This is a genomic window from Komagataeibacter sp. SM21, from assembly GCF_041402665.1.
Classification (GTDB): domain Bacteria; phylum Pseudomonadota; class Alphaproteobacteria; order Acetobacterales; family Acetobacteraceae; genus Komagataeibacter; species Komagataeibacter saccharivorans.
The window spans coordinates 131,381-154,360 of the sequence record NZ_JBGLOV010000008.1 but is presented as its reverse complement, the minus strand read 5'-3'; the positions used below and the strand labels follow the sequence as shown (position 1 = coordinate 154,360).

Genomic DNA, 22,980 nt, shown 5'->3' with positions numbered 1-22,980 from the left:
ACACACACCAAAAAATATGACCCGGGGGCACACTCAAACCCCGAAAAACTAACAATCCTTAGAATCACTTACCCGACGAAACACCAGAAAGCGCCACAGAATCCACGCGGTCACCTACTGAAATGCCAAGGCGTTCCGTTATTCCACCCCGCAGTTCAAGCGTTGCACGCGCGGGACCATGGCTGCTGATGCGGGCGAGACTGAGTGGCACGGCATTTTCGACAATCGACGAAATACGGTTATCGGCACCGATGAAAACGATATCGAGCGGTACCTGCGTATTTTCCATCCACATGTCGCTCTGCCGCGGGAAGGGCCATACAAAGATCATACCGCCATCATCGGGGATGCTGGGACGGAACATCTCGCCAACCTGCTGTTCGCGCGGGGTCATGGCTTTTTCAACAGTGAAAACATGCTTCACGCCATTGGCCCCGGTAATGGTCAGCGGGGCGGTTGGCAGGGCAGGCTGCGCGTGGGTCGGCTCCCCGGTTTCTTCCGCCGCCATGGCGGGAAGCGATACCGTAGCCATACATGCGGCCAGAGCCAGCCATCGGCCTGCCTTGAAAGACATCATACGCAAATTCTCTCCTGCACCCTTTTATTCATCCATCAGGTCAGGAAGGGATTGCCCTTCCGTTCGGCGCCGATTGTTGTCGCGGGGCCATGACCGGGCAGGATCGTGACATCATCCCCCAGGGGAAGCAATTCCCGACGGATGGCCCCGATAAGCTGCTCATGGTTACCATAGGGAAAATCGGTCCGGCCGACACCGCCGCGAAACAGCGTATCGCCCACAAAGGCGAAGCGGGATGCGGGATCATGGAAAATGACATGACCGGGCGTATGGCCGGGCACATGGCGCACCTCGAAACGCTGTCCGAGACAGTCCAGCACCTCACCATGCCTTACAAAGCGGTCGGGCTGAACATTCTCCAGCCCCGTCAGGCCAAACAGCGCGGCCTGTTCCGTAATGGAAGACAGTAGCGCTTCATCCGCCCTGTCCGGTCCGACCACGGGAACCGGCACATTCTGCCGGACGGACAGTTCCCGGCGCAGCGCGTCGGCGCCCCCGGCATGATCCAGATGGCCATGGGTCAGCCAGATGGCGTCCACAGACAGGCTGTTCCGTTCGATAAACGCCATGATACGCGGCACATCCCCACCCGGATCGACCACAACCGCATGCTGCGTAGCGCGGTTCCACAAGATGGAACAGTTCTGTCCGAACGCCGTAACCGGGATGATTTCAAGGGAGAGGGACGCCGACATATATAAAGACCCCATGTTCAGATGTTGCGCCCCACGCTAACGCGGGGCGCAGCGATCAGCCAGCGCTGGACACGGGCCAGCCGGTGGCGGGAATATCAAAATGCGATGCCAGTTCATGATCTGGCGTGTTGGTCAGGTCATGTTCCATTTCCTTGACCACCAGCGGACGGGCCTGCACGCCCAGATGGGTGCGGATCTGGTGCATCACTTCGCCCGGCGCGGCAATAGCGATACCGGGGGCTTCCTTGCGGCGCACCGCATCATTCAGGAATTCCGCAATAACCTTGCCGTAAGCGCCATCACGCGGCGCGTCGATGCCTTTTGCATCCTCGCTCTTGAGATGTGTGAAGGTGGCAAGGCCATGTTCGCCGTGCTTGAGAATGCGGGCATGAATGCTATCGGCAACAACATACCAGACGGGATCGACATAGCTCATTTAAATAAACTCCCTATTTCATGCACTGGCCGCCCACAGGCGGCACGGGCGTTGCAACATTAGATGGGCTGCCCGATGGCGCATGTCTACCGGCTGGCATGACTGTATGTGTGCTGATAGAGTAGCCCTGCTATGACAAAGCTTTCTTCCACGCGGGATCCTCTGGATCTCCTGATCGAATGGGCGCGGGCGGATCTGCCCTGCGCACTGGCGACCGTGACCTCCACATGGGGCAGTTCCCCGCGTCCGGCGGGCAGCATGATGGCGGTATCCGCCAATGGCCGCATCGAAGGCTCGGTCAGTGGGGGATGCGTTGAAGGCGCGGTAATCGAGGAAGCCCGCACGGTGATGGAAACCGGCCATCCCGCCGCGCTGTCCTACGGTGTATCGAGTGACGATGCCTGGGCGGTCGGTCTGGCCTGTGGCGGCCTGCTGGATGTGCATGTGGCAGCCGTACGCACACCCAGCCACCCGCAGGGAACGCTGGGGCTGGACGTGCTGGAAACCGTGGCAAGCAAACGTCGTGCCCGTGTGCCGGTTATCGTGGCGACGGAACTGGCGACCGGGCGGACGGAACTGCTCTACCGCACAACAGACACGGCACCAGATGGCGATGATACTCGGGCAGGCAGGCTGCATGCCCGCGCACAGGAAGTATTTGAAACCGGGCGTAGCCTGCGGCTGGAAGATGAGAATGGACAGGCGCAATGGTTCCTGCACCTGATTCCCATGCCGCCCCGCCTGCTTATTGTCGGAGCCGTCCATATCGCGCAGGTCCTTGCCCCCATGGCGCAGACCACAGGCTTCAGCGTAACGGTGATCGATCCCCGTTCCCAACTGGCGACGGCGGAGCGCTTTCCCGGCATCACACTGGAAACCGACTGGCCCGATGAAACCCTTGAACGACTGGGCGTGGATAACCAGACCGCCATCGTGACATTGACGCATGATGCCAAGCTGGACGATCCGACGCTGCAATACGCCCTGAACAGCGACGCCTTTTATATAGGTGCGCTGGGATCGCGCAAAACGCAGGCATCGCGCGTTGAACGGTTACGCGAAACGGGTTTTATGGATCATCAGATTGCCCGGCTGCATGGTCCCGTGGGGCTTGCCATCGGCGCAGTCGGGGCTGCGGAAATAGCCCTGTCCATTCTGGCTGAAATCGTGGCGGTGCGGCACAACAGGCCACTGGGCCGGTTATCCGGCTGGACATGACCGGAACGGGCGCACCGGTCGCCGCCATTGTACTGGCTGCGGGCAGTTCCAGCCGCACGGCCCCCGCCCATAAACTGCTTGCTCCCGACGCCATGGGCCTGCCCATGATCGCACGCACCCTGCGCGCGGTGACGGCAAGCCGGGCGGCACCGGTCATTGTCGTTCTCGGGCACAGGGCGGCCGAGATTCGGGAAGCGGCATTGGCGGGTACTACCACCGGACATCCTGTACAGTTCATCACCGCGCCAGATTATGCGGCAGGTCTGTCCCGTACTTTATCTGTCGGCATAGAGGCAGCCAGTCAGCATGATGTGGCGGGTGCCCTGATCTGTCTGGGGGATATGCCCCTGACCGGCACGGGCCTGATCGACGACATGATCGCAGGCTTCGCTTCACACCCGACATATCCGGGCGCAATGCCTGTGCATGACGGCAGGCGCGGCAATCCGGTATTATGGTCGCGCGCCCTGTTCCCTGCCCTCATGCAGCTTGCGGGCGACCGGGGGGCGCGCGACCTGCTGCGCCTGCATGGACCGGAAATGCTGCGCATTCCCGCTGGACCGGAAATAGCGCAGGACTTTGACACCCCTGCCCGGCTGGCGGAATTCGCGCGGCTTTTCGCAGGCGGTTGACCTCGGCCCTGACCAGCGCAAAGAGAGAGGATGGGACAGGCAGTCATCGCCTGCCCTTCAACCAGTCAGGACCAATGACATGAGCAAAATCATCCGCACCGAACCCAACCCCATCCTGTCCAAGGTTGTGGAATATCATGGCTTCCTGTTCACGCAGGGTTTCGTGGCCCGCGACCTGTCCGCTGACATCACGGCCCAGACCAAGGACGTGCTGGCCCAGATCGACGAAGCGCTGGAACTGCACGGCACTGACAATACCCGCCTGCTTCAGGCCCAGATCTGGCTGAAGGACATCAAGGACCGTGATGCCATGAACGCCGTATGGAGCGCATGGCTGCCCAAGGACGGCGCACCGGCACGTGCCTGCGTACAGGCCACGATGGCGCACCCCGACGTGCTGGTCGAGATCATGCTGACCTGCACCAAATAAGGCCATCCGGCGGCGGGAAAGCGCTCATTTAATATGTCACATTTTTGCAACTTTCCCGCTTTCGGAGAATCATTCCACTTCTGTTCTCCTGGCAGGGAAGCCCCCTGCCAGAGCCAGAAAAACAGGGCTACGATGGTCCTGTCAGAGACTATATTCCTATTTTTCTTCTGAAATAACGTTTTTGATCGAAATCTGCAAAGTTACTGTTCTTCCCTCCCGCCACAGGCTTGTCAGAGTTGCAATCTGCTTGCTACTCGATGAACACGATGTGAGCGGGTCATTACAGAATCACCCCGGCAGTGGTGGAGAGATTGCGTAAGATGTGGATCAGAAACCTGAAGCGTGGCGTTTTTCTTTCCGTTCTCAGTGCTTCGTTCGGATTCATGTTTTCCACGTCAGGCCATGCACGCACCGTGCATCATACCGCCCCGGTAACGCATACGGCGGTCCATCACGCACCCGTCCGCCATGCCGCCTATCACCATGTCACGCATGAACGCGGGCATGTCATCCAGTGCGTCGCTTTCGCCAAATCGGCATCGGATGTCGATATTCGGGGCAATGCGATTGACTGGTGGTATAATGCGGCAGGCCGTTATGCCCGTGGCAATGCGCCGGAAGAAGGCAGCGTCCTGAATTTCCGTGGCACACGCCGCATGCCGCTTGGCCATGTGGCTGTCGTGCGTCAGGTCGTCAATAACCGCACCATCGTCATTGACCAGTCCCATTGGGGACAGCGCGGAATCAGCAGGGATGTGCCGGTCATTGACGTTTCCCCCAATAATGACTGGTCGGCCGTGCGCGTGGCGCTCAACAGCCGTAACGGCGCATATGGCAGCATCTATCCGACTTACGGGTTCATTTACGCCCGTCCGGACACGAATTCGAACATGATGCTGAGTACTTACCGCAAGGCCGTGCAGAACCCGACCATCATGGCGCAGAACCAGACGCGCCATACCGGCACGGAAGTTGCGGAAGCGCCCGATAGCATCACGGGTCGCGCTTCGTCCTCTCTTGCCTATACGGACGATGCACCCAACCGTTCCCTGCGCTAGCAGATTATTCTGGCTGAACGGCCCTTTATTCGGGCCGACCTGCCCGATGGTACGGATGACCGGCTGAAATGGCGCGGGCACGGTAAAGCTGTTCCGCCAGCATGCCACGCACCAGCATATGGGGCCATGTCATCTTGCCAAGGGAAAGCGTGTGGTCCGCGCGCTGCACCACCGGGCCATCCAGCCCTTCCGCCCCGCCTATGACAAAACACAGCGGCCGTGGCGTTTCGATCCACTGCTCCACCGCGCGTGAAAACGATACGCTGTCGTAAGTCCGGCCGCCTTCGTCCATGGCGACGACAATCGCACGATCAGGCAGGGCCGCCAGAATGGCAGCCCCTTCCCTACGTTTGATTTCATTGGGTGCGCCCCGGCCTTCGGGCAGTTCCACCAGTTTTATCCGGGGTGAAAGCCGGGTGGCGTAGCGTTCGAACAGGTCGCGCTCCACCCGGTCCTTCATGCGCCCGACGGCAATCAGGTGAAACACCGTTCACTCCACCGGTGTTGCAGCGGCCTCCGGCGGGACATCCAGATCCGCGCCCCACATCCGTTCCAGCCCGTACAGCGCACGCGCTTCCGCCTTGAACAGGTGAACGACGATATCGCCCGCATCCAGCAGCACCCAGTCGGAGCCATTGGCCCCTTCGGTCAGGACGCGCTTCAGCCCGACCTCACCCAGCTTGCGGTCAATATGGGCGGCCATCGCGGCGATCTGCCTGTCGGCCAGACCAGTTGCAATCACCATCCGGTCGGCAAAGGAAGCACGCCCCGTCAGGTCAATGACAACGATATCTTCCGCCTTGTCATCTTCCAGGCTGGTGGTGATGATTTCCAGAAACTTTTCCACACGGGGGTCCGGTTCACGCGTTTCGGCGGAAACTGGACCGGCTACTGCGGCTTTCTTGCGCGGCGTGCCCGGCATCTGCACGGCGCTGCCCAGTGAACCAGCCGTAACGTGCGGCTGGCCTGCGGAAAAAGTGCTGCCGGTACGACGCTTGGCGCCACTCTCGGCTGTCGGCTTTCTGGTTATGGCTGTTACTCCCGTCCGTGGCCATGCGCGGCCTGCGATGCCCGTATTTGTGTAGCAGATATAGCGTTCTGCGGCGCGGGAAGAAAGACCCATGCCGGGGGCCTGCATGTGGCCAGTATTCCGGCTTCACGCGCGGGGCGGCGCCATTGCGCCAGCCTGCGCGCGATCCGCCCATGCAATGCACCCGGATTATAACCCGGACGCGGCAGAACCGCGAGGGGAACCATACCGACAATATCCCGCCACCGCCGCCATCGCCCCATCTGCGCCAGCCCGTCCGCCCCCATGAGCCAGACAAAGCGCACATGCGGAAACAGCCGCTTCAGTCGCCGTAACGTATCGACGGTGTAACGGGTTCCGATCCGGCTTTCGATATCGGTAGCCAGCAGTTTCCTGCCCTGTATGTCCCGAATGCGGTGACGCACCCCGGCCAGACGATCCGCCATGGGCGCCATGCCCGCCACCGGCTTGAGTGGATTGCCCGGCGAGACAAGGAACCACACCTGATCCAGCTTCAGTTCCCGCAGCGCGCGGCAGGCAAGCTGGACATGGCCCTCATGCACCGGATTGAACGACCCGCCCAGCAGGCCCACCCGCATCCTGCGCCCGTCCCCATGGGCCGGAAGCGCATCCGCCCCGCCGTCACGCACCCCGATCAGGTCCGGACCTGTCCCGTGCCGATCACCTCGTAGCGATAGGTCGTAAGCTGTTCCAGCCCGACGGGGCCACGGGCATGGAAGCGCCCGGTTGCAATCCCGATTTCCGCACCGAACCCGAATTCCCCGCCATCACAGAACTGGGTGGAAGCATTCCACATCACAACGGCACTGTCCGTGCCATTCAGGAAGGTTGCAGCAGCCTGCGCATCTTCCGTCACGATGGCTTCGGTATGGGCGCTGCCATAACGGGCGATATGCGCCAGCGCCTGTTCCACACCATCCACCACAGCGACGGACAGGACGGCATCAAGCCATTCGGTGGCGAAATCATCCTCGGTCGCGGCAGGCAGATCCGGCACGATGGCGCGTGCGCCTTCATCCGCGCGGAAGGTGCAGCCACGGGTGGCGAGATCCTCGATCAGGCCGGGCAGTATCTTCGGCGCGATCGCCTGATCCACCAGCAGCGTCTCGGTCGCACCACAGATGCCCGGACGCCGCAGCTTGGCGTTCAGCACGATGCGCCGCGCCATTTCAAGATCGGCGGCGGCATGGACATAGGTGTGGCAGAGCCCTTCCGCATGGGCCAGAACCGGCACACGGGCTTCCGCGCAGACACGTTCGACCAGGCACTTGCCACCACGCGGGATGATGAGGTCAATCAGACCCGCCGCCCCCAGCATCGACGCCACATGCGCGCGATCCGCATCGGGCGGGATCTGGACGCATTCGACCGGCAGCCCGGCTTCGTTCAGTCCGGCCTGCATGGCGGCATGGATGATACGCGCGCTGTTCAGGCTGTCCGATCCACCGCGCAGGATGACCGCGTTGCCCGACTTGATGCACAGGGCCGCCGCATCCGCCCCTACATTGGGGCGGCTTTCATAAATCATGCCGATCACGCCCACCGGCGTCGCCACGCGACGGATACGCAGCCCGTTGGGGCGATCCCATTCCGCCATGACATGACCGACGGGGTCCGGCAGGGTTGCCACCTGCTCCAGCCCCTGCGCCATGGCTTCGATCCGCTCGGGCGTCAGGGTCAGACGGTCGCGAAAGGCGGGGGCTCCTGTAAAGGCCGCAAGATCATGCGCATTGGCCGCCAGCAGGTCAGTCTGACGGGCGCGCAACGCACCCGCCGCCGCCACAAGCGCACGGTTGCGGGTTTCCGTCGTGCTACGCGCCAGCACGCGACCGGCCTGCCGGGCGGCGATGGCCATGGCACGGATCACGTCCGGCTGCGGTGCATCTGCCCGCGCGGGGGTTGCAACAGCCTGATCCATAATCCGTTACTCCTTAATCCATCACCAACCGGGCAATATGGCCCCGGTCAGACGTTAAAGCGGAACAGCAGGACATCACCATCCTGCACCACGTAATCCCGCCCTTCGATGCGCAGCTTCCCGGCTTCACGGGCACCGGCTTCGCCATTGCAGGCAATATAATCGTCATAGGCAATGGTTTCACAGGCGATGAAGCCACGCTCGAAATCATTGTGAATGACGGCAGCCGCCTGCGGGGCTTTCGTACCTGCGGTAATGGTCCATGCCCGCGTTTCCTTGGGGCCTACGGTAAAGTAGGTGCTCAGGCCCAGCAGGCGGTAGCCGGCAGCGATGACACGGTCCAGTCCGCTATCCTTCAGGCCCAGCCCGTCGAGGAATTCGACACGGTCTTCCGCACCAAGCTGGCTGACTTCCGCCTCGATCGCGGCGGAAACCACGACCATGGCAGCCCCTTCGGCCTCGGCGCGGGCGCGCACCCGTTCGGAAAACGCGTTGCCTGCCGCAGCCGACCCTTCATCCACGTTGCAGACATACAGCACAGGCTTGGATGTCATGAGCTGGAGGCGGCGCACCGCTTCCTCCTGCCCAGCCGGGATCGCCTTGCGCGCGGGCTCGCCTTCACGCAGGGCGGCGATCAGCGGCTCCATCAGTTCAACCTGTGCGGCGGCCTCGCGGTCATTGCCGCGCGCCTTTTTCTGGAGCGCCACAATCCGCTTTTCCAGCGAATCGAGATCGGCCAGCATAAGTTCCGTCTCGATGATTTCCGCATCGCGGATGGGATCGACGCCCCCTTCCACGTGGGTGATGTCATCATCCTCGAAACAGCGCAGGACATGGATGATCGCATCCACTTCACGGATATTGGCAAGGAACTGGTTGCCCAGCCCTTCCCCACGCGAAGCGCCGCGCACAAGACCTGCGATATCCACGAATTCAAGGCTGGTGGGCAGGATCTTCTGTGACTTGCCAATGCGCGCCAGATTGGCCAGACGCGCATCCGGCACGGCCACACGCCCCACATTGGGTTCGATGGTGCAGAACGGGTAGTTCGCGGCCTGCGCCGACGCAGTCTCGGTCAGGGCGTTGAACAGCGTCGATTTACCCACATTCGGCAGGCCCACGATGCCACAGTTAAAGCCCATACGCCCTTACTCCCCGGCCTGCGCGGCCATTCTTGTCATGAACAGTTCCGGCTTCCCGTCCGCCAGCAGCGCGGCTTCATCAGCCAGCGTGTCCAGCATCGGGTCCAGCCACTCGCGGTCCGTGCGGGAAAAATCACCCAGCACATGGCCCGTCACGCGTTCGCGGCTGCCGGGATGTCCGATGCCAAGCCGCACGCGCCAGTATTCTTTCGTACCCAGCATACGGTCCATCGACCGCAGGCCGTTATGCCCTGCCGCCCCGCCGCCACGCTTTACGCGGATGCGACCGGGTTCAAGGTCAAGTTCATCATGAAATGCCGTGATGGATTCGGCGGGTAGTTTATAGAAGGCGGCAGCCTGCTGAACGCTCTCCCCCGAGAGGTTCATGTAGGTCATGGGCTTGAGCAGCAGCACCTTGTGCCGGCCCACCATGCCTTCGGCCACTTCGCCCCGGAAGCGCTTCCGCCACGGGGCAAACCCGTGGCGGTCGGCAATCCGGTCCACCGCCATGAACCCGACATTGTGACGATTCCGGCTCATCCCCGTCTCGGGATTACCAAGACCGGTCCAGAGCAGCATCGTATTTCTCCTGTCGTGTTCGTGGCGCGGGGATCAGGCTTCGGCTTCTGCCGTTTCTTCAGCCGCGTCATCATCAACGCTCGGCGGCGCGACGTTGGCGATGACGAAGTTGTTGTCCTGCAGCACGGGGGCCACGTTTTCCGTGCCCTTCAGGTCTTCCCAGCGCACGTTGTCGTGGAAGTCGAGCTGGGACAGGTCAGCAGTGAAGTATTCCGGGATGTTGGCCGGATCAACCACCACGTCAACGGTATGACGGACGATGTTCAGCACGCCACCGCGCTTGATGCCGGGGGCCACTTCTTCACCCGTGAAGCGGACTTCGACTTCCACATGCACCTTGTGACCGGCGGCAAGGCGCTGGTAGTCAACATGGATCGGCATGTCGGACACGGGGTGAAGCTGGATCTCGCGCAGCAGGGCGTGCACGGATGCGCCACCTTCAACGGAGATGTCATAGATGCGCGAACGCCAGCCGGACTTGTGCAGTTCACGCTGCACGATACGGGGGTCAAGCGCGATCAGGGTGGGTTCCTGGCCGCCGCCATAGATAACGCCGGGCACATGGCCGGCACGCCTCGTCGCACGCGCTGCCCCCTTACCAGCCTTCGCGCGCGAAGAGACTTCGATTTTCGTGAATTTGGTCACTTGTTCTGCTCCTGAAACACAAGCGCGCAGGCCTCCAGGGGTGCCAGCGCGTGCGCGGCCTTTAACGGAAAACCGCGCCCGATGCAATCACCACAGGCCCGCAGCACATGGTTTTCAGGTCAGCGCCGTCAGGCTCCACCCCGTCGCCGCATGCGGTTCGGCCCAAATGGGGGTGGCGTTGGGCAGGCGCACATTGGGCTTGAGATGCATGGCCGAACGCAGGGCGCGGAACATCGCGCCATGACATACGACCAGCGGCACGCCATCGGGCTCAAGCGCGCGGTTCATGGCGGCGATGGCGCGCGTGCGCAGCGCGCTGAAGCTTTCCCCGTTGGGGGGCGTGTAGTCGCCGGCGATCCAGCTATCGTACCATGACCCCATCGCCTTGCCTTCCTCATCCCCGAAGCAGACTTCCTGCAGTCCGTCGTCCAGGGTGATCTCAAGCCGGGGCGCGCCGTTGGCGGCAAGCTGGTCGGCCACGATTTCCGCCGTGCGCCGGGCGCGCACCAGTGGCGACGCCACGATCCGCACGATCGGCGCATGGTCGTTCCAGTGACGCGCCAGCAGCAGGCCCGCCGCCTCCGCCTGCGCGATACCGGTTGCATTGAGCGGAATATCCGTACGCCCCTGTGACCGGCCCTGTGCGTTCCAGTCCGTTTCCCCGTGGCGCAGATACCAGTATGGCCGGGTTATCAGGTCAGTCATGGGGCGTTCCTTCTTGCTGCACCCTTGCGGGGTAGCGCCGTGCTGGCGGCAGGGTCAATCCCCGGAGCTAGTCAAACAGCGAGGAGACCGAGCTTTCATCCGATATTGCCTGCATGGCGCGCGAAATCAGTTCCGCCGTGCTGATCTGGCGGATATTCGACGATTCCCGCACGGCTTCCGTCGCCACGATGCTGTCCGTCAGCGTCAGCATGCCCAGCGGCGACTGCCCGATGCGGCTGACCGCGCTGCCGGTCAGCACGCCATGGGTCACATAGGCTTCCACCGCCGCTGCGCCGTGCTTCATCAGTGCTTCCGCCGCATTGCACAGCGAACCGCCACTATCCACGATATCGTCAACCAGCACGCAGTACCGGCCACGCACGTCACCGATCACGTTCATGACCTCCGACACGCCAGCACGTTCGCGCCGCTTGTCAATGATCGCCAGATCGACGTTCAGGCGCTGCGCAAGCTGCCGGGCACGGACCACGCCACCCACATCGGGCGAGACGATCATGAGGTTATGCGGCCCACCGGGAATATCCATCGGCGGTGCGTCATAGGGAAGCGGCGGTTCACCGTCGATCTTCATGCGGCCGCGAATATCGCGCGTGAACAGGGGGGCGGCATAGAGATTGTCGACCGGGATATCGAAGAAGCCCTGAATCTGCATGGCATGCAGGTCCATCGTCAGCACGCGGTTGGCACCGGCTTCGACCAGGATGTTGGCGACCAGCTTGGCGCTGATGGGGGTGCGGGGACCGGATTTACGATCCTGCCGCGCGTAACCGAAATACGGCATGACCGCCGTAATGCGGCGTGCCGAGCCACGACGCAGCGCGTCGAGCATGATCAGCAGTTCCATCAGGTTGTCATTGGTGGGGGAGCAGGTGCTCTGGATGACAAAAACGTCCTCGCCGCGCACGTTTTCATGGATTTCGACGAAGATTTCCATATCGGCAAAACGCCGGACCGTTGCGTTACAGAGCGGCATCCCCAGTTCCGCCGCGACTTTCTCTGCAAGAGGCAGGTTGCTGTTACAGGCGACAATCTTCATCGTGTGACGCTCCCGGGCGGCGGTACTGGCGGTGGGACGGCTGTCATCCGCCGTCCCTGTTATTCATGTGCGGCGTTCTAACAACCGCCACATACCCTGTCACCTGCCTAAGACGGGCGAAGCCTGCACGCCTGCCCCTCGTTGCCGATCCGTCACACCCGTGCGCGCCGGTGGCAACGTAACGCCGGGAAAGGGCGCAGGCCGTACGGGTTGCGCAACCGGCGCTGGCGACGCGGGAACGGCAGGCGATGTTGCAACAGGCGGTACGGCTGGCATGGGGGCTGGTTGACTGGCGACAGGCGTGGGCGTGGGCGTGGGCGTGGGCGTGGGCGTGGGCGTGGGCGTGGGCGTGGGCGTGGGCTGAACCGGAACGGGCGGAGCTGCAACCGGTAATGGTGCCGCCGGACTGCTGACTACGGGCGATACGGGCCGTTCGACCACCGGATGTGTCCCATTCTTCCCTGCTTCCGGTGTCATGGCCGTGCTGGATGGCGGCGCGACAGGTGGGGCGGGCTGAGCGGCAACCGGAGCGGGAGGAACCACTGGCATTGCGCCCGCTGCAACCGCGGGCACTGCTTTTGCCGCTACGCCACGCACCTTCGTCGTGCCTGCCGCCGGACCGGCTACAGGCTGGGAAGTGGTGGTGGAAGCATGCGCGGACAGCGCGCCATCGGCGGGCAGGGGTGCATTGGCACGGCCGGAATAGCGGGTGATGATCTGCCGCACCGCGCCTGCGGCCTCATCCGCCGCCGCGATGGCGACATCGCCCCACTGCCGGTCCAGTGAATGGGCCGCGATGTCATGGATCTGGGTCGCGGACCCCGCTTCCTTGCCCTGCGCGTCCAGCACCTGCCATGTTAGGGTGATGTGCTGCTGGGGCGTGGTGGATGTGCTCATGACCGCATTGTTCAGCACCACCATGCAGCGCACGGTGTAGTCCGCCCCGCTGGCGCTATGCCGGATATCTTCCTGCGCATCGGGAAAGGCCGCGATGAAGGCACGCGCCAGAGCACGATCGCCATCACCCGGCGCATCATGCACCCCGGCGAAATAAACATGCGCGGGACGGTTTTTCAGGCTGTTGGGATCTTTCTGCATCTGGGCCGCACGGATGCCGGTCAGCAGATCGGCCACGCCGGGGGCCGCTTCCTGCGCCGCATGGGTTACGGCCTGCCCGTCCTTCGCCTGCCACCTGACTGCGGGAACGGGGGCACCGTTCAGGTGGCCACGCTCCTCCCCCTTCGGGGTGATGACGGCATAAACGGGTGTCACCGCATTATCATGGAACGTGGCTGTCATTTTCAGCCACCAGTCCCCCGTATGAACGGCCTGCCCCATGGCGGGCACCGACTGCGCCAGCATGGCGTCGACCATGGCATGCTGCCACTGCTGCGCGCCTGCCATATCCGTGCCCGACGCGGTGGATAACGGTACGGCCAGCCGGGCCGTGGGCGCCTGCGCCGTGGCGCCCGTACCATCATGCCGGAAGGGATGCGGCATCTGGACACAACCGCCCAGCACGGAAAGCATGCCGACGGCTGACATCATGACCAGGCGCCGGGCGGAAGCTACTGATATCATGATCCCCCTATATCGCCTGACAGGCGATAACGGAAATCTGGTGCCCGATCGGGCCGCCACCAGCCAGCGTGCGGCGGCGATGGCTGAAAAAGCGCGCCTCATCCCGCAGGGTATCGAGTCCCAGCGCAGCCGCCTGTCCCACGCCGCACCGCTCAAGACGCATGACGCAGTAGCCCGGCAGGTCGAACATGAAATGCCCGGCACGTGCGGCAGGCGTAAAGAAAGGCGCTGCCGTGCCGTCCTGCGCCATGACCGCATCACACATATCCAGCCCGACCTCGTAACTTTCCGGCGCAATGCACGGGCCGACCACAGCGCGGATATCCGATGCGGGGCAGCCCAGCGCCGTCATCGCCGCCACCACCGATTCCAGCACCCCGCCACACGCGCCGCGCCAGCCCGCATGGGCCGCGCCGACCACCGTGCCCCGTACGTTGCTGAACAGGACCGGCGCGCAGTCCGCCGTAATCACACCCAGCGCCAGACCGGGACGGTTCGTAACCATGGCGTCGGCTTCCGGTCCCTGCCCGACGGGCCACGGGGTTTCCACCGTAATGGTCCGGTCGCCATGCACCTGCGTCAGCCCCAGCAGGCAGTCAGGCCGCACGCCCACATAATCCGCCACGCGACAGCGGTTTTCGCGCAGGGCCGCCGGGTCATCAGCCGAACGGGTCGAACAGTTCAGTGTCGCATACGGCCCCGTGGACACGCCGCCCTGACGGGTAAAGAACCCATGCCTGACCCCCGCAAGAGTGGGGGCACGCACCACCTCCCCGTCCGTAATCGCGCGGTGGATCATGGTCATATCCTTTCATTCCCGGTTGCGTTGCCATCGCGCCGCCCCGCGAATCCCGGCATGTCGCCCCCCAGCCCGACCGACAGGCCCAGCACGCGGAACAGCCGTCCCATATGGCCCGGTGCGGCCAGACGGGCGGCGGCGGTCCTGATCTCATCAGCCTGTGCGGGGGCCGCACGCGCAAGCTGTTCGGCCCGTGCCTCCAGCCCCAGCGCGGACAGGAAATACCCCTGCGTCACGCTGCCCCACACGTCCACGGTGCTGGCGACCTGTGCAAGGGTGCGGAAATCAACATGCGCCGTCAGGTCCGCCGTGCCGGGATCGCGCAGCGGGTCAGCCGGTCGCCCATCGCGCAGGGCCTGAAGGCTGTCACCGCACAGGGGGGCATCATACCCATAATCGATCAGCAGCGCGGCACCCCGCTGGTGCTGCAACCGCGCCACCACGGCCTGCATGAACGCAACTGCAGGCTGGCATATTTCCAGCACGTCGCCAGCATCCGCCACCCGGCTGACTGCCGGATGCGCGGGCGGAAGACAGGCCGGATATTCATGAAACCGGCCATCATGCACAAAACGTTCATTCCAGCCCTCCGCCCGTTTTACGAACTGGCGAATGGGCAGGGCGTCCAGGAACTCGTTGGCCAGCAGGATCATCGGGCCATCGGGCAGACTGGCAATCGTATCATGCCAGCATGGCGGAACAGCCGTCGCCCCATGCAGGGCACGCTGCTGCCGGACGCGCAGGCGGGGCGATGTTTCGATCAGGTGTATGCGCGCGGCTGCGTGGCAGGCGGGAGCGACACGGCGCAGCAGGCGCAGCGCGTCCGCCATGAGCGTACCACGACCGGGACCGGCCTCCACCAGCACAAAGGGATCGGGGCTGCCCAGAAGCTGCCAGACCACCGCCGCCCATGCCCCCAGCAGTTCCCCGAATATCTGCGATATTTCCGGGGCCGTGATGAAATCGGCAAACGGGTCGTGCCCCGCGTAATAGGCGGCATTCGCCCGGCCCATGAACTGGTCCAGACGTTCGCCCGGCCCGCTCACCCGGCCGCTCCACTATCCCCGTCCGCGTTTTCCGGTTCCGCCATGACCGATATACGCGCCGGACTCATGCAGGCATGGATCATGAGACCTGCCCCGCCAATGGCCATGGGAACGCACAGCACCTGCCCCATTGTCACGCCAAAGGGCAGAAAGCCGATGAACGCATCCGGCTCACGGAAACATTCGCATACCGTGCGCGCTACCGCATAACCGAACAGGAACAGCCCCGCCACGAAACCCGGATGCTGGCGCACCCGCAGGCTGCGGGAGACAAACCACAGCAGGGTAAACAGCAGCAGCCCCTCCGCAAAGGCTTCGTACAGTTCCGACGGATGCCGCGGTTCCGGTCCCGCATCGGGAAAGATCATGGCCCATGGCAGCGATGGCGATGCCGGACGTCCCCACAATTCCCCGTTGATGAAATTGGCGATACGCCCCAGCCCCAGACCAATGGGCACGACGGTCGTGATCCGGTCGGAAAAGGCAAGGAAGCTCAGTCCATTAAGCCGCGTAAACATGATCAGCGCGATAATCACCCCGGCCGCGCCGCCATGGAACGACATGCCGCCGTGCCAGACCTGCAGCACGGCCAGCGGATGCGTAAGGTAATAGCCGGGCTGGTAAAACAGGATGTAGCCCAGCCGCCCGCCCAGCACCACGCCAAGGGTCGCCCATGTCAGGAAATCATCCACCTGCAGCGCGGTGGCGGCGCGCGGCGGCAGGGCTGCCAGCCTGCGGGCGATCCGCCAGCCCGCGATCAGCGCCACGATATAGGCCATGGCGTACCAGCGGATGGCGAGCGGCCCGAAATGGACCATCACCGGATCGAACTGCGGAAAGATCAGGACAGGCAGCATCGGCCCACTTTCATTATCACGGTTGTCGCGGGGTCACGGTCAGGACGCAATGGCTAGATGTACGGGTCGGCTGCGGCAAGATGGTCCTGCACGTAACGCCGCACCCCGTCTTCCAGCGCGGTAAAGGGACGGGTGTAGCCTGCCGCGCGCAGCCTGCGCATGTCAGCGCAGGTAAAGGACTGGTACTGCCCGCGCAGGGCTGCGGGCATGTCGATGAATTCGATGCGGCGCGGCACGTTTGCCGCATCACACACCGCATGGGCCAGATCGGTATAGGTGCGCGCGACCCCCGTGCCACAGTTGAACAGGCCACACACGCCCGCATGGTCCAGCAGCCACAGCATGACATCGACCACATCGCCAATCCAGATGAAGTCACGCGCCTGCGCCCCGTCGGCAAGGCCCGGCACGTCTGAACGGAACAGCCGCAGCGGCTGACCGGCACGGGCTTCGTCATACTTGACCTTCACCACGGAGATCATCGCCCCCTTGTGGTACTCGTTGGGGCCATAGACGTTGAAGAACTTCAGTCCCGCCCATGACAGGCCCGGCAGATCCCCCTGCCCCAGACGCCGCAGCACAATCTGGTCGAACGCATGTTTGGACCAGCCATACAGGTTCAGCGGACGGAGCGTATCCATCTGCGCCGGATCATCACTGAACCGGTCTTCGGTATCCGCCGCGCCATAGGTCGCGGCGGAGGAGGCGTAGATGAAGCGCACCCCTTCGCGCGCACACCATTCCAGCAGGCGGCATGACAGGTCCACATTGGTGCGCCATACCAGATCGCCATCGGTGGCCATGGTCTCGCTGATCGCGCCCATGTGGATGACGGCGGAAATGTCCGGCCGGGTCGCAAGCCATGCGTCCAGCGCCTCGGGTGCGACAATACGCGCGGGGGCATGATGGCGCAGGTTGCGCCACTTGCCCGCATTGCCCAGCCAGTCCACCACCACCGTTTCGATGCCGCGCGCATGCAGGGCCTGCTGCATGCACGACCCGATGAACCCGGCTCCCCCCGTAATCACGATCACTGTCCGCACCCCGCCTGTCGCATGGAAGTTGATGTTGCAGCGTATGTACGGTCGCTACAATCGTGCGGATAGCCCTGAGGCGGCAATGTGTCTATAGTAGTGCCCTTTCCCCCTTCGCGCGGTCTGGCACAGACACGGCGCGGAACGTCATGGAGTATCCCCTATGTCCGACAGGCCCCGCATTCTTGATGACCTCGCAGGCGTGGCCGGTGGCGCGTTCTCGGCGCTGGCCGGTGTGCGTGAGGAAATCGGAGCCATCGTCCGTGCCCGCGTGGATGAAACACTTGGCAGCCTGAACCTTGTCCGCCGCGACGAATTCGAAGTCGTGCGCGAGGTCGCCAGCCGCGCCCGTCAGGCGCAGGCCACGATGGAAAGCCAGATCGCCCGGCTGGAAGAGCGCGTGTCCGATCTTGAAGCCAGCCTGACCGCGCCATCGTCCCCGCCCCGTTCCGGGCTTTGAGGACAACGCTTGCAGCCGGTGCGCGCGGGCCATAGTGTAACCGGACGGCCCGCGCCCTGATTCCCCGTAACAGGACGCGGATCGGGTTGCAGAGACACGGAATCCGGCGTCATGCCCGGATTTCCTCCACGACGGCTTCGGGGAGTGCCACATGCCTGCTCTGACTCAGACAGCAATCTCACGCAATACGAATCCCCTTGATCTGATGGAACAGATCGTCGGCGGATACGACTGGAACTTCGAACGCCGCAGCGATTCGGAAATGGCGGCCGAAGCACCGGGCAAATGGTGCGATTACGGCCTGTTCTTCTGCTGGTCGGAAGAAGTGAACGCCATGCATTTCACCTGCACGTTCGACCTCAAGGTGCCCGCGGGCCAGCGGCGCAACCTGTTCGAACTGGTGGCGCTGGCGAACGAGCGGCTGTGGATCGGCCATTTCGGCATGGATATGGAACATGGCACGCCGGTATTCCGCCATGCGGTGCTGCTGCGCGGATCGCGTGGCGCATCCATGGAAAGCCTTGAGGACATGATTGATATCGCCCTGACCGAATGCGAACGTTTCTATCCTGCGTTCCAGTTCGTGCTGTGGGGCGGCAAAAACCCAGCAGAGGCACTCGAAGCTGCAATGCTCGACTGTGCCGGGATGGCATGATGACGCAGCAGCTTCCCCCCCTCCTCCTTGTCGGCTGCGGCCAGATGGGTGGCGCCATGTTTGATGGATGGCTGAAGGAAGGGCTTGCCCCTTCCTTCATCATCGACCGGCATCGCGACTCAGTTCCCGCGCCGCACCACCTCGTGCGCAGCGCCGATGACGTGCCCGACGATTTCCACCCCGGCATGATCGTGCTGGCCACCAAACCGCAGAAGGTCGATGCCGTGATGGCGGCGATTGCCCCCTTCGCGCTGCGTGCGCCGGTCCTGTCCGTTCTTGCGGGCCGTACGGTGGGCGGCCTGACCGACATGCTGACGGATCACCTGCCCGCAGGCAGCCCGATGCCCGTGGTGATCCGGGCCATGCCCAATACACCCAGCAGCATCGGACAGGGCATGACCGTGTGTTACGCCCCGCCCGCCGCGACACAGGCCCAGCGCGACCTGTGCACACGCCTGCTGCGCGCCATAGGCGACGTGGCGTGGGCGGACCGTGAAGACCAGATGGACATCGTGACCGCGATATCGGGCAGTGGTCCGGCCTATGTCTATCTTCTGGCCGAACTCATGGAACAGGTTGGCGTGGCGGAAGGGCTGTCCCCCGCCCTGGCCCGCCAGATCGCACGCCAGACCGTGGCGGGCGCGGGCGCGCTGATGATCCGGAGCGGCACCGATTCCGCCATCCTGCGCCATAACGTGACCAGCCCCGGCGGCACCACGCAGCAGGCGCTTGAGGTCCTGATGGCCGCTGACGCCTGGCCCGCCACCATGTCACGCGCCCTGCGGGCCGCGGCACGACGTTCGCGTGAACTGTCAGGCGCCCAGCCCGTTGCATGACCATGTGGCAGCGCATGGCTCCCCCCGATACCCCTAACCCGGAAGATCAAGCCCTCTATGGATAACGACCAGTTTGACGCCACCCTTCTCCGCTCCGCGTTGGAACGTGCCGGCCTGCACGGATGGCGGCGCACGACGGTCGTTGATGCCGCACGGGATGCCGGACTCAGCCTTGAAACCGCGCGCAAGCGTTTTCCGTGCAAGACCACGATCCTGCTCACGCTGGGGCGGCAGGCCGATGAGGCGGCCCTGATCGAGGACGAGTCCGAAGGCAGCGTGCGCGAAAAGCTGTTTGACATGCTCATGCGGCGTCTGGACGTGTTCCAGCAGTATCGTGAAGGCGTGCGCAGCGTCCTGCGCGCCCTGCCGACCGACCCGCTGCTGGCGGTGGTACTGGGCGGTGCCACGCTGGAAAGCATGAAATGGATGGCCGATGCCGCCGGGATGGAAACCGGGGGGCTGGCTGGCGCTGTCCGCCTGCAGGCGCTGGTGGGGGTGTGGACCCTGACCCTGCGGACATGGGACCGTGATGACAGTCAGGACATGGGCATCACCATGGCCGCGCTGGATCAGGCCCTTGACCGCGCCGCCCGCTTTACCGGTCTTGCCCCCGCCGCAACGCAGGCCCCCGCTTCACCGGCTGATTACGATATGGAAACCGACCCGATGGTCGATCTGCCGCTTGAACCTTCCGCCTGAAGGCGCGAACCGGGCTGTCCCCCCTTTACGGGACAGCCCTTTAGACATTAGAAGAACACCAATCACGCGAATCGCGCGGTTTGCTGCATGTTGGGGCGTAGCCAAGTGGTAAGGCAGCGGATTTTGATTCCGCCATGCGGAGGTTCGAACCCTCCCGCCCCAGCCAGCCATTTTTCCTGAAATCGCTATCTGTTCCCTGCACCCGCGCATCCGGGTGCGGAACCGCATGCCCATCGCCATACATCGGCATGACGATGGGCCGCGTTTTCAGTCCTGCATCTGCTCCATGCCCCCCATGGGAGCCACCGATACGACCGGGGGCCAGAAGGCCTGCGCGATCTCGTTCTGCAACTGCCGCAGCTCGCGCTGTATCCAGTCCATGTATTCATGCAGCCCACGCAGGATGATGTCTTCCACCGTCTGCTCCACCAGCGTCACCCGCAGTTCTTCCACCCGTTCAAGGATCGGGCCACACTGGCGCAGCCGGTATTCGCCTGCCAATATGCCCAGCGCGCTGTATACATTGCGCAGGCTGGTGGACAGAGAACGCGGGAAGCCATCGTTCTTGAGCAGGAAGCCCACGATATTGGCCGGTGTCATGCCATCGGGCAGCACGCGGCGGAATGCGTGGTAGGCGGCAGCTGACCGCAGCACGGATGTCCACTGGCTCATATCGATATCCGACCCCACCCCGGCCCCACTGGGCAGCAGGGTATGGTATTTGATGTCGATCAGCCGCGTGATCTGGTCCGCACGTTCAAGGTTCTTGCCAACACTGTAGAACTGCCACGCCTGATCGCGGTACAGCGTCCCCTCCGTAATGCCGAAATGCGTCTGGCAGTCCTGTTTCAGCCGCGTGCACAGGGCGGACAGGTAACTGGCCCCCACATCCTCCGGCCCCAGATCGACGACCCAGCGGGTAAAGACATTCAGGTGCATCCACATCTCGGTCGAGATCAGGGGCCGCAGCACACGGGCGTTTTCACGCGCGCAGCGGGCCATGGACTTGATTGAATCGGGGTTCTCGCTCTCGGTAATATAAAAGGCGACCACGGCCTGCTCGGTCGCGGCCTTGTGGTGATGGAAGAAAAACGCCTCATCCGCGTTGATGCGGATGACACTGTCCCATCCCGCATCCCTGTTGCTGCCCTGCACGGACGAACCCGTCACATCGATCAGGCGGGCCATGTTCTCGATGCGCTCCATATAGCGCGCCAGCCACATCATGTTTTCGCCGTAACGCGAAAGCAGGTTGCGCAGCCCCGGCAGGGCCGGGGCGGTAAAGGCAGAAACCTGTGTCATGATGCCAGCACCCACGTATCCTTTGATCCACCACCCTGCGAGGAATTGACCACCAGCGATCCCTTGCGCAGCGCCACGCGGGACAGGCCACCGGGCAGGACCCATGTGCTTTCCCCCGTCACGGCGAATGGCCGCAGATCGACATGCCGCGCTTCCACGCCTGCGGGGCACAGGGTGGGGGATACCGACAGGCTGATAACCGGCTGGCTTATGTAATTGGCCGGATTGGCACGCAGCCGGTCACGGAACTCCGCCAGTTCGGCCTGTGACGCATGCGGGCCGATCAGCAGGCCGTAACCGCCTGATTCCCCCACCGGCTTGACCACAAGCTGTTCCAGATTGGCCAGCGTGTATTCCAGCCCCGCGCGTTCGGCGCAGATATGGGTTTCCACATTGGTCAGGATCGGTTCCTCATCCAGATAGTAGCGGATGATGCGCGGCATGTAGGCATATACCGCCTTGTCATCGGCAACGCCGGTGCCAATCGCGTTGGCCAGCGTCACGTTCCCGCGCCGGTAGGCGTCAACCAGACCGGGCACGCCCAGAAGGCTGTCGGGGTTGAAGACCAGCGGGTCCAGAAAATCATCGTTGAGCCTGCGATAGATGGAATGGACCGGGCGCGGCCCGGCGACGGTGCGCATGTATACGTATCCGTCCTCCACCATCAGGTCGCGGCCTTCGACCAGCGGAATACCCATTTCGCGGGCAAGGAATACGTGTTCGAAATACGCGGCGTTATAGATGCCGGGGGAAAGCAGGACGACCTGCGGCTCCGTGACACCGGCGGGGGCGACTTCCACCAGTGCGCGATGCAGCCGGGGGCCATATTCATCGACCGGGCGGATATTGAGCCCGGTTGCCAGATCGGGCATGAGACGCAGCATCATCTGCCGGTCTTCCAGCACGTACGATACGCCCGATGGCGTGCGGGCGTTATCTTCAAGCACCAGAAAACGGCCATCACGGTCCCGCACGAGATCGGTGCCATTGATATGCACGTAAACCCCGCCGGGCACATCCAGCCCGACCATGGCCTGACAGTAATTGGGATTGCCCAGCACCAGATCGGCGGGAACCACGCCATCGCGCAGGATATGCCGGTCGTGATAGATGTCATGCAGGAACAGGTTGATCGCCCGGACGCGCTGCTGCACGCCGCGTTCGACATGATCCCATTCCGCCGCCGTCAGCACGCGGGGAATGACATCGAACGGCAGGACGCGGTCGATGGCCTCGCGGTCGGAATAGACGGTAAAGGTGATGCCCAGGCGGTAGAACTGCGCCTCTACCGCGGCCGCGCGACGGCGGAGTTCCGTCAGGTCAAAGCGGGCCAGCCTGTCGCGCACCATCTGCAGGCCGGGAGGGGGCGTATCCCCACGGTTGAGCAGTTCACAAAAAAAATCCGGAATGTCGTATGTCGCGAACAGACCCGCTGCCTGCGCCGCCATTTTCATATCATGCATGCCCTACCTCCGCTGGGATGGAGGTGGATCAGGCGCGAAGGAATCATGTCCACCCACCTGTCGTTTCAGTTTCGATCCCAACCTAGCGGAGCAAGAAAATCGTCT

The 22,980-nt window shown here is 63.3% G+C and carries 27 protein-coding genes and 1 tRNA gene; 9 read left to right on the top strand and 19 right to left on the bottom strand.

Translation table 11 applies throughout. The annotated features are described in order from the left end of the window. Window positions 1–64: 64 nt before the first annotated feature. Genes ACBR42_RS09995 through ACBR42_RS09985 form a run of 3 tightly spaced genes read right to left on the bottom strand, consistent with a single transcriptional unit; the run spans window position 65 to window position 1,708 of the window. A complete protein-coding gene (locus ACBR42_RS09995) occupies window positions 65–577 on the bottom strand; it encodes a DUF192 domain-containing protein (RefSeq protein WP_132305471.1) in 513 nt (170 codons plus the stop codon). Between the two features lie 35 nt (window positions 578–612). Continuing rightward, complete coding sequence (locus tag ACBR42_RS09990; protein ID WP_371207873.1) at window positions 613–1,272, bottom strand: MBL fold metallo-hydrolase; 660 nt, start codon at window positions 1,270–1,272, stop codon at window positions 613–615. A 55-nt stretch (window positions 1,273–1,327) separates the two neighbouring features. After that, window positions 1,328–1,708, bottom strand: a complete 381-nt coding sequence (locus tag ACBR42_RS09985) for a host attachment protein (RefSeq protein WP_371207872.1) — start codon at window positions 1,706–1,708, stop codon at window positions 1,328–1,330. Window positions 1,709–1,840: 132 nt separating this feature from the next. Here ACBR42_RS09985 and ACBR42_RS09980 point away from each other — a divergent pair, with 132 nt between their 5' ends. The 4 genes from ACBR42_RS09980 to ACBR42_RS09965 all read left to right on the top strand — a co-directional run bounded on the left by ACBR42_RS09980 (window position 1,841) and on the right by ACBR42_RS09965 (window position 5,046). Then, window positions 1,841–2,926, top strand: a complete 1,086-nt coding sequence (locus tag ACBR42_RS09980; protein WP_371207871.1) for an XdhC family protein — start codon at window positions 1,841–1,843, stop codon at window positions 2,924–2,926. Further along, on the top strand, window positions 2,923–3,558 hold the full coding sequence (locus tag ACBR42_RS09975; protein ID WP_371207870.1) for an NTP transferase domain-containing protein: 636 nt from the start codon (window positions 2,923–2,925) through the stop codon (window positions 3,556–3,558). The genes ACBR42_RS09980 and ACBR42_RS09975 overlap by 4 nt, the downstream gene beginning before the upstream one ends. A 79-nt stretch (window positions 3,559–3,637) precedes the next feature. Next, entirely contained in the window at window positions 3,638–3,988 is a 351-nt protein-coding gene (locus ACBR42_RS09970; RefSeq protein WP_102325256.1) for a RidA family protein, read from the top strand. Window positions 3,989–4,308: 320 nt separating this feature from the next. Then, window positions 4,309–5,046, top strand: coding sequence for a CHAP domain-containing protein (locus ACBR42_RS09965; protein WP_371207869.1), 738 nt, complete (start codon window positions 4,309–4,311; stop codon window positions 5,044–5,046). A gap of 25 nt (window positions 5,047–5,071) precedes the next feature. Here ACBR42_RS09965 and ACBR42_RS09960 read toward each other — a convergent pair whose 3' ends face one another. The 14 genes from ACBR42_RS09960 to rfaD all read right to left on the bottom strand — a co-directional run bounded on the left by ACBR42_RS09960 (window position 5,072) and on the right by rfaD (window position 17,460). Further along, a complete protein-coding gene (locus tag ACBR42_RS09960) occupies window positions 5,072–5,533 on the bottom strand; it encodes a 23S rRNA (pseudouridine(1915)-N(3))-methyltransferase RlmH (protein WP_102325255.1) in 462 nt (153 codons plus the stop codon). Between the two features lie 3 nt (window positions 5,534–5,536). Then, entirely contained in the window at window positions 5,537–5,968 is a 432-nt protein-coding gene (rsfS, locus tag ACBR42_RS09955) for a ribosome silencing factor (protein WP_102325254.1), read from the bottom strand. Window positions 5,969–6,081: 113 nt separating this feature from the next. After that, a complete protein-coding gene (locus ACBR42_RS09950) occupies window positions 6,082–6,675 on the bottom strand; it encodes a nicotinate-nucleotide adenylyltransferase (protein ID WP_118963561.1) in 594 nt (197 codons plus the stop codon). A 56-nt stretch (window positions 6,676–6,731) separates the two neighbouring features. Beyond that, complete coding sequence (locus ACBR42_RS09945; RefSeq protein WP_371207868.1) at window positions 6,732–8,015, bottom strand: glutamate-5-semialdehyde dehydrogenase; 1,284 nt, start codon at window positions 8,013–8,015, stop codon at window positions 6,732–6,734. Window positions 8,016–8,062: 47 nt separating this feature from the next. Continuing rightward, window positions 8,063–9,157, bottom strand: a complete 1,095-nt coding sequence (ychF, locus tag ACBR42_RS09940) for a redox-regulated ATPase YchF (protein WP_371207867.1) — start codon at window positions 9,155–9,157, stop codon at window positions 8,063–8,065. Between the two features lie 6 nt (window positions 9,158–9,163). Next, window positions 9,164–9,736 carry an aminoacyl-tRNA hydrolase gene (gene pth, locus ACBR42_RS09935; protein ID WP_371207866.1) on the bottom strand — a complete coding sequence of 191 codons (573 nt, stop codon included), beginning with the start codon at window positions 9,734–9,736 and terminating at the stop codon, window positions 9,164–9,166. 33 nt (window positions 9,737–9,769) lie between these two features. Further along, the gene (locus tag ACBR42_RS09930; RefSeq protein ID WP_102325250.1) at window positions 9,770–10,381 is read right to left on the bottom strand and encodes a 50S ribosomal protein L25/general stress protein Ctc; all 612 of its coding nucleotides are present in this window, start codon (window positions 10,379–10,381) and stop codon (window positions 9,770–9,772) included. A gap of 114 nt (window positions 10,382–10,495) precedes the next feature. Next, the gene (locus tag ACBR42_RS09925; RefSeq protein WP_102325249.1) at window positions 10,496–11,086 is read right to left on the bottom strand and encodes a histidine phosphatase family protein; all 591 of its coding nucleotides are present in this window, start codon (window positions 11,084–11,086) and stop codon (window positions 10,496–10,498) included. A gap of 67 nt (window positions 11,087–11,153) precedes the next feature. Next, window positions 11,154–12,143, bottom strand: a complete 990-nt coding sequence (locus tag ACBR42_RS09920) for a ribose-phosphate pyrophosphokinase (protein ID WP_110548071.1) — start codon at window positions 12,141–12,143, stop codon at window positions 11,154–11,156. 99 nt (window positions 12,144–12,242) lie between these two features. Beyond that, window positions 12,243–13,691 (bottom strand): hypothetical protein, encoded by a 1,449-nt coding sequence (locus ACBR42_RS09915; RefSeq protein ID WP_371207865.1) that lies wholly within the window; start codon window positions 13,689–13,691, stop codon window positions 12,243–12,245. A 40-nt stretch (window positions 13,692–13,731) separates the two neighbouring features. After that, on the bottom strand, window positions 13,732–14,523 hold the full coding sequence (gene pgeF, locus ACBR42_RS09910; RefSeq protein WP_371207864.1) for a peptidoglycan editing factor PgeF: 792 nt from the start codon (window positions 14,521–14,523) through the stop codon (window positions 13,732–13,734). Between the two features lie 2 nt (window positions 14,524–14,525). After that, on the bottom strand, window positions 14,526–15,569 hold the full coding sequence (locus ACBR42_RS09905; RefSeq protein ID WP_371207863.1) for a class I SAM-dependent methyltransferase: 1,044 nt from the start codon (window positions 15,567–15,569) through the stop codon (window positions 14,526–14,528). Next, on the bottom strand, window positions 15,566–16,426 hold the full coding sequence (lgt, locus tag ACBR42_RS09900; RefSeq protein ID WP_102325244.1) for a prolipoprotein diacylglyceryl transferase: 861 nt from the start codon (window positions 16,424–16,426) through the stop codon (window positions 15,566–15,568). The genes ACBR42_RS09905 and lgt overlap by 4 nt, the downstream gene beginning before the upstream one ends. A gap of 53 nt (window positions 16,427–16,479) precedes the next feature. Continuing rightward, entirely contained in the window at window positions 16,480–17,460 is a 981-nt protein-coding gene (gene rfaD / locus ACBR42_RS09895; RefSeq protein ID WP_282758739.1) for an ADP-glyceromanno-heptose 6-epimerase, read from the bottom strand. Window positions 17,461–17,623: 163 nt separating this feature from the next. Between rfaD and ACBR42_RS09890 the strand changes: the two genes are divergently transcribed. From ACBR42_RS09890 to ACBR42_RS09870, 5 genes are all read left to right on the top strand, one after another. Next, on the top strand, window positions 17,624–17,920 hold the full coding sequence (locus ACBR42_RS09890) for an accessory factor UbiK family protein (RefSeq protein ID WP_102325242.1): 297 nt from the start codon (window positions 17,624–17,626) through the stop codon (window positions 17,918–17,920). Between the two features lie 151 nt (window positions 17,921–18,071). Beyond that, the gene (locus ACBR42_RS09885) at window positions 18,072–18,575 is read left to right on the top strand and encodes a YbjN domain-containing protein (protein WP_102325241.1); all 504 of its coding nucleotides are present in this window, start codon (window positions 18,072–18,074) and stop codon (window positions 18,573–18,575) included. Next, window positions 18,575–19,411, top strand: a complete 837-nt coding sequence (gene proC, locus ACBR42_RS09880; protein ID WP_132306255.1) for a pyrroline-5-carboxylate reductase — start codon at window positions 18,575–18,577, stop codon at window positions 19,409–19,411. Before ACBR42_RS09885 ends, proC begins: the two co-directional genes overlap by 1 nt. 57 nt (window positions 19,412–19,468) lie before the next feature. Then, on the top strand, window positions 19,469–20,110 hold the full coding sequence (locus tag ACBR42_RS09875; protein WP_132305455.1) for a TetR family transcriptional regulator: 642 nt from the start codon (window positions 19,469–19,471) through the stop codon (window positions 20,108–20,110). Between the two features lie 91 nt (window positions 20,111–20,201). Continuing rightward, window positions 20,202–20,276 (top strand) — tRNA-Gln (locus ACBR42_RS09870). Between the two features lie 101 nt (window positions 20,277–20,377). Here ACBR42_RS09870 and ACBR42_RS09865 read toward each other — a convergent pair. Together ACBR42_RS09865 and ACBR42_RS09860 are read right to left on the bottom strand one after the other, a co-directional pair. Next, window positions 20,378–21,412 carry an alpha-E domain-containing protein gene (locus ACBR42_RS09865; RefSeq protein ID WP_371207862.1) on the bottom strand — a complete coding sequence of 345 codons (1,035 nt, stop codon included), beginning with the start codon at window positions 21,410–21,412 and terminating at the stop codon, window positions 20,378–20,380. Further along, on the bottom strand, window positions 21,409–22,875 hold the full coding sequence (locus tag ACBR42_RS09860) for a circularly permuted type 2 ATP-grasp protein (RefSeq protein ID WP_102325237.1): 1,467 nt from the start codon (window positions 22,873–22,875) through the stop codon (window positions 21,409–21,411). The genes ACBR42_RS09865 and ACBR42_RS09860 overlap by 4 nt, the downstream gene beginning before the upstream one ends. Window positions 22,876–22,980 lie beyond the last annotated feature (105 nt).